The 15,692-nt window shown below is 59.0% G+C and carries 8 protein-coding genes, 2 tRNA genes and 3 rRNA genes; 1 reads left to right on the top strand and 12 read right to left on the bottom strand.

What is annotated here, in order from left to right:
• Window positions 1-41 precede the first annotated feature (41 nt).
• From ANT_RS15895 to ANT_RS15885, 9 genes are all read right to left on the bottom strand, one after another.
• On the bottom strand, window positions 42-2,000 hold the full coding sequence (locus ANT_RS15895; protein WP_013558606.1) for an alginate lyase family protein: 1,959 nt from the start codon (window positions 1,998-2,000) through the stop codon (window positions 42-44).
• A 13-nt stretch (window positions 2,001-2,013) separates the two neighbouring features.
• Entirely contained in the window at window positions 2,014-3,255 is a 1,242-nt protein-coding gene (locus ANT_RS00885) for a glycosyltransferase (RefSeq protein WP_013558605.1), read from the bottom strand.
• 75 nt (window positions 3,256-3,330) lie between these two features.
• Window positions 3,331-3,447, bottom strand: a 5S ribosomal RNA gene (gene rrf / locus ANT_RS00880).
• Window positions 3,448-3,518: 71 nt separating this feature from the next.
• Window positions 3,519-6,475, bottom strand: a 23S ribosomal RNA gene (locus tag ANT_RS00875).
• A 302-nt stretch (window positions 6,476-6,777) separates the two neighbouring features.
• Window positions 6,778-6,850, bottom strand: a tRNA-Ala gene (locus ANT_RS00870).
• Between the two features lie 34 nt (window positions 6,851-6,884).
• Window positions 6,885-6,958 (bottom strand) — tRNA-Ile (locus tag ANT_RS00865).
• Between the two features lie 156 nt (window positions 6,959-7,114).
• Window positions 7,115-8,615 (bottom strand): 16S ribosomal RNA (locus tag ANT_RS00860).
• Together the 16S, 23S and 5S rRNA genes with 2 tRNA genes alongside form the textbook arrangement of a ribosomal RNA operon.
• 409 nt (window positions 8,616-9,024) lie before the next feature.
• Window positions 9,025-9,507: an EAL domain-containing protein gene (locus tag ANT_RS18160; protein WP_081460154.1), complete on the bottom strand. Its 483-nt coding sequence runs from the start codon at window positions 9,505-9,507 to the stop codon at window positions 9,025-9,027.
• Window positions 9,390-11,432 (bottom strand): putative bifunctional diguanylate cyclase/phosphodiesterase, encoded by a 2,043-nt coding sequence (locus tag ANT_RS15885; RefSeq protein WP_013558603.1) that lies wholly within the window; start codon window positions 11,430-11,432, stop codon window positions 9,390-9,392. Before ANT_RS15885 ends, ANT_RS18160 begins: the two co-directional genes overlap by 118 nt.
• Window positions 11,433-11,701: 269 nt before the next feature.
• On the opposite strand from ANT_RS15885, the gene ANT_RS00850 reads away from it, so the two are divergent.
• Window positions 11,702-12,508 carry a hypothetical protein gene (locus ANT_RS00850; protein WP_013558602.1) on the top strand — a complete coding sequence of 269 codons (807 nt, stop codon included), beginning with the start codon at window positions 11,702-11,704 and terminating at the stop codon, window positions 12,506-12,508.
• Here ANT_RS00850 and tmk read toward each other — a convergent pair.
• From tmk to ANT_RS00835, 3 genes are all read right to left on the bottom strand, one after another.
• Entirely contained in the window at window positions 12,456-13,073 is a 618-nt protein-coding gene (tmk, locus tag ANT_RS00845) for a dTMP kinase (protein ID WP_013558601.1), read from the bottom strand. The genes ANT_RS00850 and tmk overlap by 53 nt on opposite strands.
• Before the next feature lie 67 nt (window positions 13,074-13,140).
• The gene (locus ANT_RS00840) at window positions 13,141-14,757 is read right to left on the bottom strand and encodes a R3H domain-containing nucleic acid-binding protein (RefSeq protein ID WP_013558600.1); all 1,617 of its coding nucleotides are present in this window, start codon (window positions 14,755-14,757) and stop codon (window positions 13,141-13,143) included.
• 4 nt (window positions 14,758-14,761) lie between these two features.
• On the bottom strand, window positions 14,762-15,628 hold the full coding sequence (locus ANT_RS00835; protein ID WP_013558599.1) for a hypothetical protein: 867 nt from the start codon (window positions 15,626-15,628) through the stop codon (window positions 14,762-14,764).
• Between the last annotated feature and the right edge of the window lie 64 nt (window positions 15,629-15,692).

Genomic DNA, 15,692 nt, shown 5'->3' with positions numbered 1-15,692 from the left:
CGAGCCATGCCGAAGCCGCTGGCTGAGCCTGCCGAAGCCCATTATGGATTGGCTTCCTGCACCACCACCTCGCTCTCCAGTGTCAGCGGCGGCGCGGCAGTCACCTGCCAGCGCAGGGAGAGCGCCGGTTCGCGCGCCCCATACGTTGGCGAGTACCAGCCCAGCACGGGGGAAGCCTGTCCTTCTCCCCACACCACCTCGCCCGCACGGATGACCTGCAAATGCAGGGACATCTCCCCTGCCGCCTGGGGACGTTTGCCGGGCAATGGCTCAGCGCGCGCCTGCACCTGCAAGCGCATCCGCAACCCCTCGCCTTCCAGCAGGACGGCATCCTGCCCCTGCACCTGCCAGCGCCAATCGGGCAGAAGGAAATGCAGGGTAAACGTATGGAGAGAAGGACGTTTGCCGTAAGGCAACAAATAGTCGCTGATGCGCCACCTGCCGCGCTCCACCCGCCGCAGGGTGCGCCGATGCAGGATTCCCAGGCGCAGATAGCCCTCGCGCACGGCAGTTACCTGCATTTCGTCTTCTTCCGTGACCCACGAATGATCCCAATCCAGCCAGAGGAAACGCCCCGCGCGGGTCATCGGCTCATGCTCATCCACCGTGATGCTGTTATGCACCAGGGCGCCCGCCAGCCCGTTCTCCCAGGGTGCGGGAGCGTTGTAGCGGTACGTGCCGGCATCCTTCAACAGATTGACGCCTCCATGCCACAAATCCACGTGCAGGGCATCGGCGTGCGCCGGGCGCGAAGTCAGGCGCGCCGTGCGCAGGACTGCCCAATCGCCGCGCTCACCCAGGCGGTGAACGGCAGGGGAACGGGAAAGTTGTCCACCTTCCCCCAGAGCAGGCAGATTCAGCCACAACGCCAGTTCATCCCATGCGCCGGGGGGCAGTGCCGCCCCGCCGCCAAACGCCAGCGCGGCGGCTTGCACGGTAGGACGCCCATCGGCAATGCCCCCCGCCGAGAGCGGCAAAATCCATGCCCCGTCGTGATGCCCCAGGTTGAGCATCCGCCCGGAGATTTCATCCAAACAGGCAGAAAGCCACGCCGTGGCGGCGCGCAGACGCGCGCTCGTCTCCGCCTGCCAGGCGCGCCCCTCGCGGCGGGCAAAGGCATCCGCCATCAACGCCAGGTGGAGCATCAGGCGGTGGTAATTCACCGAGTGCTGGCAGTACGTGCCGTCGGCGGCAATTTGCCTCTGCAGGGCGCGGTTGAGTTCCCGCCAGCCCTGCTCGCGCCAGCGTTCTGCCTGCGGCATGCCCTCCAGCGCCAGACCGGCGGCGTACAGCCCCAGGGTTTCGCTGAGGTGGTGATTGTTGAACTGCGCACGGGCATACGCCAGCGTGGGCGGGATGCGCGCGGCGTGTTCCACCACCATCGCCGTCAGGCGGGAGAGACGCTGGGGGGTGGTGTGCGGTGAAGCGGCAAAGACATCGCCGGCAAAGAGCAGTGCCAGCAGACGCAGAGCCACTTCCTGCCCGGAAAGCCAGTTCACCCCCTGATAGGGCGGGTTGGCGCGGTCGAAGGTTTCCAGGTATGTCCAGAAAGCGGCAGGGAAACGCTCATCGCCGCTCCAGCGGTAGGCTCTGCCCAGCACGAACGCCCAGCCAAAACGGGCAGGCTCCCACAAGTCTTTGATATCCACTCCCGGGGGAAGGTGACGTCCGCCCTCGTACGCCGTCCAGGGACGCAGGGGGAGCGGCGGGGTGAATTGCAGGGGGACTTTCTCCCCGCCGTACAGGCGCACCTGCCCGGCAAGGATGTCCTCTGCCTCTGCCATCAGGTTGCGGTAAGCCTCTTCCCCGCCCGCCGCGCGGAGATGCGCGGCATCGGGCAGATGCCACAGCGGGCGCAGACGCGCAGAAGGCGGCACAGCAGGCGGCTTCTGGCGGGCAAAGTGTCCCGTCCACAGCCCCAGCCGGTACACGGCGTACCAGGTCAGCGCGCGCCAGCCCAGCGCCCGCAGGATTTTCCAGCCCAGCAGTGCCTTGCGCATCCCCCCTATCCTTTCAGCAGGTCAGCACTTCGGAATACACGCCCAGCAGACGCTCGACGATGTTCTCCCAGGCATACTGACGGGCATAAGCCGCCGCCTGCAAGCCCATGCGCTGGCGCAGTTCGCCGTCCATCAACAAGAGGCGCAGGCGCTCGCTGAGGGCTTGCGGGTCGCCATCCGGCACCACGTAACCGGTCAGCCCGTCCTGCACCAGGAACGCCAGCCCGCCCACCTGAGACGCCACCACCGGTGTGCCGCATGCCATGGCTTCCAGCGCCACCATGCCAAAGGACTCGTAATGCGAGGGCATGATCAGCACCTCGGCGGCGGAGTAGTAGTAAGGAAGAGTATCCTGCGCGCGCTTGCCCAGAAACAGCACCAGGTCTTCCAAATGCAGTTCACGGCGCAGGGCTTGCAAGCGCGCCATCTCGTCGGAGAGTTTTTCCCCCGATGCCGAAGGATCACCGCCCACCACCGCCAGGTAATGCGGGACATGGCACTGCACCCCGCACTCGCGCAGGATGGCAATGGCGCGCATCAGCGTATCCAGCCCCTTAAGCGGCTCAATACGCCCCACGAACAGCAACATGCGGTCTTCGGGGGGGATACCGATGGCTTCGCAGGCTTCCTCGCGGGGAATGGGGTAGAAGCGCGCCGTATCCACCCCCGGCGGCACGATGCGGATTTTGCCCTCATCGGCTTGATAGAGGAACTGCAGTTGGGCTTTTTCCGCCAGGGTGGCGGCAATGATACGGTCGGAAATTTGCAAAACACGCCGTTCACCGTTGATGCGGTACTCGCCTTCCATCTCTTCGGGCGAGCGGGCAATGCGGTTTTTCATCAGTCCCAGGGTGTGGAACATGGTCACCACCGGCACGTTCCACTCGGCTTTGAGGGTCTCGGCGGCAATACCCGACATCCAGTAGTTGGCGTGAATCAGGTCGTAATGAATACCCTTCTCGCGGGCAAAGCGCAGAACGCCCTCGGCAAACTGCGGGATGAAGTCCACCAGTTGGCGTTTGGGGAGCCAGGTCTCTGCTCCGGCGGGGAGATGCACCACGCGGTTGCCAAAGCCCAGGTCGTGCAGGACGTGGGGCACGTGTTCATCCTGCGAGCGGGTGAAGACATCCACATGCACGCCGCGCATGCCCAGAAAGCGCGTCACCTCGCGGACGTACACGTTCATACCGCCGGTGTCCTTGCCGCCCAGGGTTGCCAGCGGGCAGGTATGGTAAGAAAGCATGGCGATGTTCATAGGATGTATTTTAATGGGAGTTAGCAAAAGCGGCGTACAAAGTACGCCGCCACTGGGAATTAAAAAGAAAAAGTCTTTTGGCGATGACCTACTCTCCCAGGGGGTCGCCCCCCAAGTACCATCGGCGCTGACGTCCTTAACGACCGGGTTCGGGATGTTGCCGGGTGTACCAACGTCGCTCCTATCACCAAAAGACTGTTTTCACTTGTAGAGAGTTCTATAAAGGCGCTTCTTCTGAAAGAAGACCCAGATCCTCGCACCACATAAAGAAGCCCTCGATCATTAGTACGGCTTTGCTCCACGCCTTACAGCGCTTCCACATGCCGCCTATCTAGCAGGTCGTCTTCCTGCGATCTTACTCCTTTGCGGATGAGGGGTCTCATCTTGAGGCGAGTTTCCCACTTAGATGCTTTCAGCGGTTATCTCTGCCAGACATAGCTACCCAGCGATGCCGTTGGCACGACAACTGGCACACTAGCGGTCTGTCCACTCCGGTCCTCTCGTACTAGGAGCAGATCCTCTCAAACCCCTTGCGCCCACAGCGGATAGAGACCGACCTGTCTCACGACGGTCTGAACCCAGCTCGCGTACCGCTTTAACGGGCGAACAGCCCGACCCTTGGGACCTTGTCCAGCCCCAGGATGCGATGAGCCGACATCGAGGTGCCGAGCGAGGTCGTCGATGTGAACTCTTGGACCTCACCAGCCTGTTATCCCCGGGGTAGCTTTTGTCCGGTAAGCCACGGCCCTTCCACTCAGTACCGTGGGATCACTAAGCCCGACTTTCGTCTCTGCTCGACGCGTTGGTCTTGCAGTCAAGCTCCCTTCTGCCTTTGCACTCTCCGGCTGGTTTCCATTCAGCCTGAGGGAACCTTTGGGCGCCTCCGTTACCTTTTAGGAGGCGACCGCCCCAGTCAAACTGCCCGCCTGCCACGGTCCCTCTCCCTGCTTTCAGGCAAGAGGTTAGGGTCTAAACACTGTCAGGGTGGTATTTCACCGTCGGCTCCACCGAGACTGGCGTCCCAGCTTCTCAGCCTCCCACCTATCCTACACAAACAGTGCCCAAACTCAATGACAGGGTGCAGTAAAGCTCCACGGGGTCTTTTTGTCCTGCTGCGGGTAGGCCGCATCTTCACAGCCATTTCAATTTCGCCGAGTCCCTCGTTGAGACACCGCTCTAGTTGTTACGCCGTTCGTGCGGGTCGGAACTTACCCGACAAGGAATTTCGCTACCTTAGGACCGTTATAGTTACGGCCGCCGTTCACCGGGGCTTCGGTTCGGAGCTTCGCTTGCGCTAACCCTTCCCCTTAACCTTCCGGCACTGGGCAGGCGTCAGCCCCTATACGTCGTCTTTCGACTTCGCAGAGACCTGTGGTTTTGTTAACCAGTCACTAGAGCCGCTTCGCTGCGACCCGCCCAGGCTCCTTGCGTCACCCGGGCAGGCACCCCTTCTCCCGAAGTTACGGGGCTATGTTGCCTAGTTCCTTAACGAGGGTTCTCTCGTTCACCTGGGTATTCTCTACCCGTCTACCTGTGTCGGTTTGCGGTACAGGCGGTACACCTTCTTCGCTTAGAGGCTTTTCTCGGCGGTTAGGTTCAGCTCACTTCGCCTTACGGCTCGCCACGGGATCTCAGCTCAGCCAGGGGATTTCCCTCCTCGCCTCTTCGCCTGCCATCCCATGCACCCACTCCACCATTCGTGGGCTGGCTTACCTCCCCGCGTCCCCCCTTCGCTCCAGTCTACCGGTGTCGGAATGTTGACCGACTTCCCATCAGCTACGCCTTTCGGCCTCGCCTAAGGACCTGACTAACCCGACGCGGATTGACCTGGCGTCGGAAACCTTAGACTTTCGGTGAACACGGTTCTCACGTGTTTTACGCTACTCATGCCTGCATTCTCACTTCCGCTCGCTCCAGCACTCCTTCCGGTATGCCTTCCCCGCTCGCGGAACGCTCCCCTACCGATCTACACCTTCGCGTAGATCCCATGGCTTCGGTATCAGGCTTAGCCCCGTTAAGTTTTCCGCGCAGAATCACTTGACCAGTGAGCTATTACGCACTCTTAAAAGGATGGCTGCTTCTAAGCCAACCTCCTGGTTGTCTCGGTAACTCCACATCGTTTCCCACTTAGCCTGAATTTGGGGACCTTAGCCGATGATCTGGGCTGTTTCCCTCTCGACCACGAATCTCATCACCCGTAGTCCGACTGCTCCCCTTCCATCAACGGCATTCGGAGTTTGATTGAGTTCGGTAAGCCCTAAGCCCCCTAGCTCATTCAGTGCTCTACCTCCGTTGATTACTGAGAAGCGCTAGCCCTATAGCTATTTCGGGGAGAACAAGCTATCTCCGGGTTCGTTTGGCATATCACCTCTACCCACACCTCATCCCCTAACTTTGCAACGTTAGTAGGTTCGGGCCTCCACGAGCTTTTACACCCGTTTCACCCTGGACATGGGTAGCTCACCCGGTTTCGTGTCTAATCCCTGCGACTCTTCGCCCTCTTCAGACTCGCTTTCGCTACGGCTTCGGGTGTCTCTCCCTTAACCTCGCCACAGAGATTAACTCGCAGGCTCATTCTCCAAGAGGCACGCTGTCAGGCCTAGCGCCGCGTCCCGCATTCCTGCAGGCCACCGTCACGCCATTAGCCCTCCAACTGCTTGTCAGCTCGCGGTTTCAGGTTCTATTTCACTCCCCTCACCGGGGTACTTTTCACCTTTCCCTCACGGTACTTGTTCACTATCGGTCGCCAGATGTATTTAGCCTTGGAGGGTGGACCCCCCAGATTCCTGCCGGATTAGCGTGCCCGGCAGTACTCAGGTACTCGGCAGGAGCGCTCCAGTTTTCGCGTACGGGACTATCACCCTCTTTGGTAGGCTTTCCCACACCTTTCCGCTAACCTTCGCGTTTTTCCTCCTATCCGCCGAGCCCTACAACCCCGTACGGTTCCCCGCACGGTTTGGGCTGCTCCCCTTTCGCTCGCCACTACTCAGGGAATGCTCTCTTTTCCTCTGGGTACTTAGATGTTTCAGTTCCCCAGGTTCCCTTCTCTCTGCCTATGTGTTCAGCAGAGGATGATGGAGGTTCGCTCCATCGGGTTTCCCCATTCGGATATCCCCGGATCGTCGCTCGTTCACAGCTCCCCGAGGCTTTTCGCAGTGACCCACGTCCTTCTTCGGCATCTGGCGCCTAGGCATCCACCACGAGCCTTATCAGCTTCTTCACGTGATGCGAGGACCTCAGTCCTCTTTCTTCTTCTACTGCTTGATGCGCCTTCTTCTCTCTACTACACTATTCTATTCTTAAGGTGCTCCCCTTCTCAAGGCTCCGTCTTCGAGCCCCGTCAGCCACTTTTCTTCAAAAGTAGCCCACGGCACTTCAAGACTCAGACAGGTTTTTTTCGACAGCGCAGCCCGACTCACCGCCGGGCTGCTGATTGATTCCCCGATCGGATCGTCAAACCACTTTCAAACGCAATTGTTGCACTCTTTCAACCTGTCGTCCCACTCCTTTTTAAGGGCCAGGTGGAGATGAGGGGACTCGAACCCCTGGCCTCCGCCGTGCAAAGGCGGCGCTCTCCCAACTAAGCTACATCCCCGTCTTCGGGCGCAGCTCCCCTACTGGAGAGCCAGTGGGCCTTTCAGGGCTCGAACCTGAGACCTTGCCCTTATCAGAGGCACGCTCTAACCAACTGAGCTAAAGGCCCAAATTTCGCACCTCAACAACTCAAGAGTGACAGGGAAAGATTGGGGAAAGACCCCTGGAGAACCTCACCGATCCGCTCCGGCGAGGATTTTTTTCTTTCATCTTCACAAGGAAGTGCAGGGCTCAGCCTTAGCCTCACCCTGAACCCCCCCCCTAGAAAGGAGGTGATCCAGGCGCACCTTCCGGTACTCCTACCTTGTTACGACTTCGTCCCAGTCACCAGCCCCACCCTCGGCGGCTCCTCCCTTTCGGTTCAGATACCGACTTCAGGTGTTGCCAGCTCCCATGACGTGACGGGCGGTGTGTACAAGGCCCGGGAACGTATTCACCGCAGTATGGCTGACCTGCGGTTACTAGCAACTCCGTCTTCATGCAGGCGGGTTGCAGCCTGCAATTTGAACTGAGACCGGCTTTCTGGATTGGCTCCGCCTCGCGGCTTCGCGACCCATTGTACCGGCCATTGTAGCGTGTGTGTAGCCCAGGATATATAGGTCATGCTGACTTGACGTCATCCGCACCTTCCTCCGGCTTGACACCGGCAGTCCCGCGTGACACTTGTAACACGCGGCGCGGGTTGCGCTCGTTAGCGGACTTAACCGAACATCTCACGACACGAGCTGACGACAGCCATGCAACACCTGTGTACGCTCCCCGAAGGGTCGGTCCACTTTCGTTTCCCTACCACGTACATGTCAAACCCTGGTAAGGTTCTTCGTGTAGCATCGAATTAAACCACACGCTCCGCTGCTTGTGCGGGCCCCCGTCAATTCCTTTGAGTTTTAACCTTGCGGCCGTAGTCCCCAGGCGGTGGACTTATCGCGTTTGCTTCGGCACGGACAGGCTTTACCCTACCCACGCCAAGTCCACATCGTTTACGGCTAGGACTACCGGGGTCTCTAATCCCGTTCGCTCCCCTAGCTTTCGCGTCTGAGCGTCAGTTGCAGCCCAGAGAGCCGCCTTCGCCTCTGGTGTTCTTCCGAATATCTGTGCATTTTACCGCTACACTCGGAATTCCACTCTCCTCTGCTGCACTCTAGCCCGCCAGTCTTGAACGACCTCCCCTAGTTTAGCCAGGGGCTTTCACATCCAACTTAACGAGCCGCCTGCACGCGCTTTACGCCCAGTAAATCCGGATAACGCTCGTCTCCTACGTCTTACCGCGGCTGCTGGCACGTAGTTAGCCGAGACTTATTCCTCAGGTACTGTCCTTCCTCATCCCTCAGAAAAGCGCTTTACAACCCGAAGGCCTTCTTCGCGCACGCGGCGTTGCTGGGTCAGGCTTTCGCCCATTTACCAATATCCCCTACTGCTGCCACCCGTAGGTGTATGGACCGTGTTTCAGTTCCATTGTGGGGGGCCACCCTCTCAGGTCCCCTACCCGTCTTCGCCTTGGTAGGCCGTTACCCTACCAACTAGCTGATGGGACGCAGGCCCCTCCCAGAGCGCCTTTCGGCTTTCTTCTCAACCCCTCTAACTGCTGAGAACTTATGCGGTATTAGCAGACCTTTCGGTCTGTTATCCCCCTCTCTGGGGCAGGTCACCAACGCGTTACTCACCCGTTCGCCACTAGGACAGTATCGCTACTGCCCCCGTTCGACTTGCATGTATTAGGCACGCCGCCAGCGTTCATCCTGAGCCAGGATCAAACTCTCCGCAAAAAATCTTCTCCACTTCTTCAGTGGTTCAATCTCTTCCGGAATCTTCAGTGCCCTTCCTTACTCTCTCCCTATCACTCTTCAGTTGTTAAGGTGCCCCTCGACCGGCTTATTTCGACAAAAAGCCCGATGCCCTCAACATTTCTGCTGCGACATCGGATGCTTTCCGCGACGCCCGCCTGTACCGGTAATCTTCTCTTGTAAACGATCCGCTTTGCGTGAAGCAGGATCTTCATCGTTTGAGCGTTTTTATTATATCGATTTCGCTCGTTTTGTCAAGAGATTTTCCCGAATTTGCCTTGGTGATTTTTTCAACGTGCTGTTTTTCGCCTGGGCGCACAGGCTTTATGCGCCAGCGCGGTTTTGAATTATACGCAGGCGCGCCCTTCTGTCAATGGAAATTTTGTTCTTTTCAGACTTTTCGGGCAAATTCCCCCAGCGGGAAACGCACCAGCCGACCCAGTTTGAGCACCTTCGCCGTATGCTCCGCCGATTGGGGGTGAGCAAAGAGGAAGCCCTGCGCCCGGTCACAGCCATGCTCCACCAGAAAGCGGTATTCTTCTCCCCGTTCCACCCCTTCTGCAATGACTTCCATGTCCAGAGTGTGGGCAGCCACAATCATCGCCTGCACAATGGCGGCATTGTCCTGATCGTGAGGCAAGCCCTGCACGAAACCGCGATCGATTTTCAGCGTGTCCATTGGCATTTGTTTCAGCGCCCACAAGGTGGAATAGCCCGTGCCAAAATCATCAATGCACAAATGCACCCCCAGACGCTTCAACCGCTCCAGCGACTGCATGAAATGACTGAAATTCGATGCCATCTCGGTCTCCAGCACTTCCACTTCCAGACGCTGAGCAGGAATGCGATATTCCTCAGCATCGCTTCCAGCCATTCGGTAAAACTCGTTTCCTGTAAAGAGAGCGCGCTGAAATTCAGCGCCAGACGCACCGCCGGTAGACCCTGTTCATTCCAGGCGCGCAGTTGGGCAAGGGCTTTTTCCACCACCAGGCGGTCCACCAAAGGCATGAGACCGTGCGCCTGCGCCACCGGCAGAAAGACAGAGGGCAAGAGCACCCCTCGACGGGGATGCTTCCAGCGCAACAGCGCCTCCACCCCGGTAATCCAGCCGTCCGGCAGGCGCACCACCGGCTGATAGTACAGGGTAAACTGATCCTCTTCCAGCGCCACGCGCAAATCGTTTGCCAGTTCCAGTTGATCGCGCAGTTGCTGGTGCATTTCCTCATCAAACACCATCACCCGCGACTTGCCCTTGCCCTTGGCGGCGTACATGGCCATATCGGCATTGCGCAAAATCTCCTCCCCACGCTGATTGGGCAACACCTGGGCAATCCCTGCGCTCATCGAGAGGAACACCTGCCTTCCATCCAGGTCAAACGGCTGACGGGTAATCTGAATCAGACGTTCGGCGACGCGCACTGCCTCGTCCAGCGAAACGGTATCCTCCAGCAGAATGGCAAACTCATCGCCCCCCAGCCGGGCAATGAAATCGCTCCCCCGCAGGGAACGCTTCAAGCGCTCGGCAAAGATGCGCAACACCCGGTCTCCCATCGCATGGTCGTAGGTATCGTTGACCATCTTGAAGCCGTCCAGGTCAATGAAAATGAGGGCAGGGCGCAAATCCGGAGTGTGCTGCACACGCTGAACCGCCTGCTGAAGGCGCTCAAAGAAATACAAACGGTTGGGGAAGCCCGTCAGAGCATCATGGCGGGCTTGATGGTTCAGACGATCCTGGTCCTTGCGGATGCGTTCTGCCGAACGTTCCAGGGCTTCCAGCGTGGCGTTGATGTGTTGCGCCAGCAGGGCAATCTCGTTATGTCCCTCTTCCGGCATGCGCAGAGAAAGATCCTCGGTCTCGCGGATGTGCTGTAAACGCTCCACCAGTTTAACCAGCGGATGGATTGCCAGCGCCTGTACCCCCCGTGAGACCACCAATCCATACACCGCGCCAGAGAGCATCAGAGTGACTACAAAAAACGAAATCACCTCCTGCCCCTGATGATAGATGGCACGCTCTACCCGAACAGAAACGCGGAAAGCCGGGCGCAGATAAAGGTCGCGAAAGACTACCGAGCCGCGTACCCACTCCGCATCCAGCCTCTGCACTTTCACAGGCGAAACCACCCCCTCCCAGGTTGTTTCCTCGCCAGCGGGTATTTTTTCAAACTCCACCTGCAAGCCGCTTTGTGCGGCAAGCCTCTCCCGAAAAGACTCGGTCAACTGCCGCGCGACCACCAGGGTACCGGCGCGCGGACCGCTGAAGTCGTTGCGCAAGATAGGGTACCCCGCAATCAACCACAAACCATCCCCCGTAGACAACACGCCTTCCAGAGGAGCCACGTTTTCGGCTCTCTCAGAGAGGTAAGGATGGCGAAGAATTTCTTCCAGGAAACCCACCGAGGGGTAATTCACCCACTCCCCGCGCTCCAGATGATACTGGCGGTAAAACACTACCCGCTTTTCTTTATCCACCACCAGGAAGAGATTAAAGCCCTGAGAAGCAAAGGTGGTTTCGGTAAGATTATCCTTAACGTAATCGGGGTTTTGATTCTGCGCAAACCAATAGGTATCATCCCAGGGACCCCAGTCCTGCACAAAACGTTCCAGTTTTTCCTGTTCTTTCTGGATGAGAGAAACCACCAGGTGGGTTTGCTGGCGCACGGCTTGTTGTTCAAGATTCAGATAACTTTGCTGAAAAAGCAACAGGCTCGCCAGAATTAAGCCGGAGATGATCGCCACCGAGGTCACCACCACCAGCAAAACGGTCTGCCACTTCAAAGACGCCCGCGCTTTCTTCATAGAAACAACTATATCCTGATTGTACAGGAAAGTTAGAAATCGATTATCAAGAGGTTATAAAAAACCGGGTTGTTTTAATGAAAACGGCAATGTTTACCCCCGTAAGATGCCCTTAAGAGAGACAATTGCGCCACAGTATACCCCAAAAACGCTAAATTTGGCAGATTTTGAAAACGTTTCCCCCTCCAGCCTGCAATGAATTTGCAACGAACGGAAGAAAAATATTGCAATAAAATAACTGAAAGATAACTCCTTTCCCGGTTGCCGCCATGATTCAGCCCGCATTTTTCCCCACCCTGCCCCCGGAAGTGGAAGACATGGATATTGAGAGCCTTTGCAGTGCCCTGGAAAGCATACGCCGTCCCCTGGTACAAGCCATCTTTGCCGACCTGTACCGCAACCCCTTCTGGGAAGACCGGTATGGGGAAACGGGAATTGTGCACATTTCGCGGGACCTGGATCAGCATCTGGATTATCTGCTCACCGCCGTGCGCCTGCGCAGTCCGGAATACCTCACCGAGTACTTCCGCTGGGTGCGCCATTCCATTATCCTGCGCGGCATGTGCACCCGCCATCTGGAGCAGGTTCTGGATTCCCTTGCCAGCCACACCGGCGCTATGCTCCCCCTGGAGACGTCTCAAGCTCTGAGCGTCTTTCTGGACGCAGCCCGGGCATCGCTCAGTTACAACCACTTCGCCTGCCGTTCGCTATCCCCGACGATAGATTTCATTGCCACACAGGTAGCGGGTCACATCTACCCCGACGAAGCGCAAGCCGCGCGCCGCGAGTTGTGCCGCCGGGACATCCTCATTCATCTCTCTTACCTGATGGATGCTGTGGAAAAAGCCAACCCGGAAATCTTCTTTGGTTATCTGGAATGGTTAAGGGCGTTTGACCGCAAATACGGCATCTCTACCCGCGAACTGGTGCTGACATTCAGCGAAATGCACCGTCAGATTGTCCAGCGCCTGGGAGAAGAAACCGCCCAGCCTTTCACCCACATTTTCACCCACCTGCCGGCGCTCAACGGGCAGCCAGCCGCTGCTCAAAGCAACGGCGGATATCGCTCTGAATGACCTCAATGCTCTGCGTGGCGTCCACCACCACCCAGCGATGCGGCTCGGCTCGCGCCATCTCCAGATAGCCCGCCCGCACCCGCTGATGAAACCCCAGGTCGTACGCATCCAGTCGATTCCATTCCCCCTCGCGCTGTTTGCGCTCCAAGCCCTGCGCCGGGTTCACATCCAGTAAGAAGGTCAGGTCGGGGATCAACCCGCCGGTGGCAAAATCAATTAACCGGCGCAGTTCTTCCAGCGGATACCCGTGTCCATAGCCCTGATACGCCAGCGTACTGTCGGCGTAGCGGTCGGAAAGTACCAGCGTGCCGCGGCTCAACGCCGGGCGGATAACCTGTTCCACCAGTTGCGCCCGCGCCGCCTGAAAAAGCAAAATCTCGGTGCGCGGATGCATGGCGGTATTGCGCAAATTCACCAGCACCGCGCGAATCTGGTCGCTGATTTCGGTGCCGCCCGGCTCACGGGTAGTCAGCACATCGTACCCCCGCGCGCGTAAAAATTCGGCAAACAGCCGAATCTGAGTGGTCTTTCCGCTTCCTTCGGGTCCCTCAAAGGTGATGAACATGCCACCTCGATGAAGTGAACAGGGTAGAGAAAGGGAGAAAGGCGCCGCGCCCTTCTCCCTTTAAAGGTTACTCACGATAAATCCTCACCCGCCGGTTGGGTTCTTTGCCGTACGAGTGCGAGGTCAGTTGATACTGGCGCGCCATCTCATGCTGCATGCGGCGGATGGCTGCCGAGGCAGGCGCCAAATCCACGTAGCGCTCGCCGTTCATCACCATTTGAATGGCGGCTTGGGTCTGCGCGATGGTGGCTTCCAGGTCCTCGCCATCCTCGGGTTGCATGCTCAGGTTGAACAACTCTGCCAGCAACTGCTCAATCTGCGTGTTGGTGTTGGCACGCAGGACGTAAATGGGCATCCCGCGCTGTTCAGCTTCCAGAATGGTCTGCTGACGACTGCGGTAATACGCCCGCAGGGTGATGAGCACATCGGCTTCTGCCAGTTCGCGCACAATCAGCGCCGGTACACCCAGCCGCTTGGCGCCCTGCTGAAGGCGGTTGCGGGCGACCCCATAGGGATAAATGCGAATGGGCTGAAGGCGCTCGGTGCGCATGGAGCGCGGCTCGCTTTCCATTTCTTCACGGTGGGAGTAAGCGGTCTCGGAGGCGCGCCCGCCTGCCGGCTCGCTCATCAGGCGGCGGAAGCCAGCCTGCATAGCGCCGTAGCCGTTGCGCGCCGCTGGTTGAGCGGGCGGTTTTTCCACATGGATATTGCCCTCGGCATCGCGGTAGCGAATCTCCGGCGGAAGCGGGTTGTTGCGCACCAGCGCATCCACTGCCGCCGCCACATCGGGATGAATGGCAAGGCGGTCGCGTTCCTGAATCTCAATCAGCACGTCGAACGTGGGCGGCGCGCGGCGCTCCAGCACCGTCTTTTGCGTACCGCGGCGGCGGGCTTCTTCATCGGAAAGCGTCACCGCCTCAATCCCGCCCACCAGGTCGGACAGGGTGGGGTTGAGCAAAAGGTTTTCCAGCGTGCGCCCGTGGGCTGTGCCAATCAACTGCACGCCGCGCTCGGCAATGGTGCGCGCCGCGGCGGCTTCCAACTCGCGCCCGATTTCGTCAATGACGATGACTTCCGGGTTGTGGTTTTCCACCGCTTCAATCATCACCTCGTGCTGGAGAGAGGGCTTGGGCACCTGCATGCGCCGTGCCGCTCCCACCGCAGGATGAGGCACATCGCCGTCACCGCCAATTTCGTTGGAAGTATCCACAATAACCACGCGCTTCTTTTCTGCCAGAATACGCGCCGCCTCGCGCAGCATGGTGGTCTTGCCAATGCCGGGGCGCCCCAGAATCAGCACACTCTTGCCCGATTCGATGAGGTCCTGAATGATGTCAATCGTCCCGTACACCGCCCGCCCCACGCGGCAGGTCAAGCCGACAATGTGCCCGCGCCGGTTGCGGATGGCGGAGATGCGATGCAGGGTGCGCTCCAGCCCGGCGCGGTTGTCGGCGTCAAACTCGCCGATGCGCGAGACGGTGAAGTCCAGGTCTTCGTGGGTCACTTCTTCTTCCAGCAAGACCAGATCGCCGGTGGTGAAGCGCGCCACCGGTTTGCGCCCCAGGTCCATGACAATCTCAAGCAGTTGATCGCTGTTATTGGCGTTTTGCACCGCCTCGGCAATCCGCGGCGGTAAAACGCCCATCAAAACGTGTAAATCGTCAGTTATTCTTCTTTGCGTCATACACTCAATTTTTGTAAATGGTCGAACTCTGGATCATGGGCACCGTTGCCTCATGATTGAACGATTCTCCGGCAATCTGCCGCGCCAGCACGCCCACCCGCGCCGTGGCGACCAGATGGCGCACCAGCAGGGCTTGCCGCGGCGAAACATACCCGCCCAGGCGGTTGAGCACCGGCTCCAACCAGGCTTGATAGGAGCGCGCCGCCACGTACACCGGTCGGGCAGGCAAACTGATAAAGCATCCCAGCAGGGCTTGCAGAGCTTCTTCGGGTTGCTTCAAGCCGGGGTGCAAAAGCGGCTGAATGAACACCCCTTCGGGTCCGTAGAGCAAATCGGCATACGCCAGAATCTCCCCGCCCTGCCGGTACACCAGGCGCTCGCCGGTATGCCCGGCAAAAGGCTCGGCGGCTTGCACCAGCGGCGGCACCAGCAGTTGATACAAACTGCGCACGGCATTTTCCTCGGTGGGCAATGGCGGTCGCCACTCGCCCGAGCGGCGCGAAGCCGGGGGAGAGTCGAACTTCCAGATGGACTGCCAGCCGTACACGGCAAAGCCACTGCGCCGGAAGGCTTCCAGCGCCGGCTGAGTTTCTTCCACCTCTGCCAGCAGGTTGAGCGCCCCCCACGCCCCCGCCGTGGCCGCCAGGCTTTCCATCAACGCCGGCAGACCGGGGTGTTCCACCCCGCTGACCGGCAGAAGGAACGCCAGATGCGCCGAGCGCTCTCCCGGGGTATAGACCATGCGCCCGATCAACGAGGGAAAACCCTTTTGGGAAGGACACACCGCCGTAAACGAGCCGCGCAGAGGGTCGAGCGATGCCAGCACCGAAAGCGGCGCCAGCACCCCGCCGCGCGTGAGCAATAGCCCCATATCCGTGTACAGGAACTGCCGCCGGTACCGGAAAAGGGTAATCAGGTCGTGCCAGGCAAACGAA

The organism is Anaerolinea thermophila UNI-1, from assembly GCF_000199675.1.
Classification (GTDB): Bacteria; Chloroflexota; Anaerolineae; order Anaerolineales; family Anaerolineaceae; genus Anaerolinea; species Anaerolinea thermophila.
This window is presented reverse-complemented; position numbering and strand designations above follow the sequence as displayed.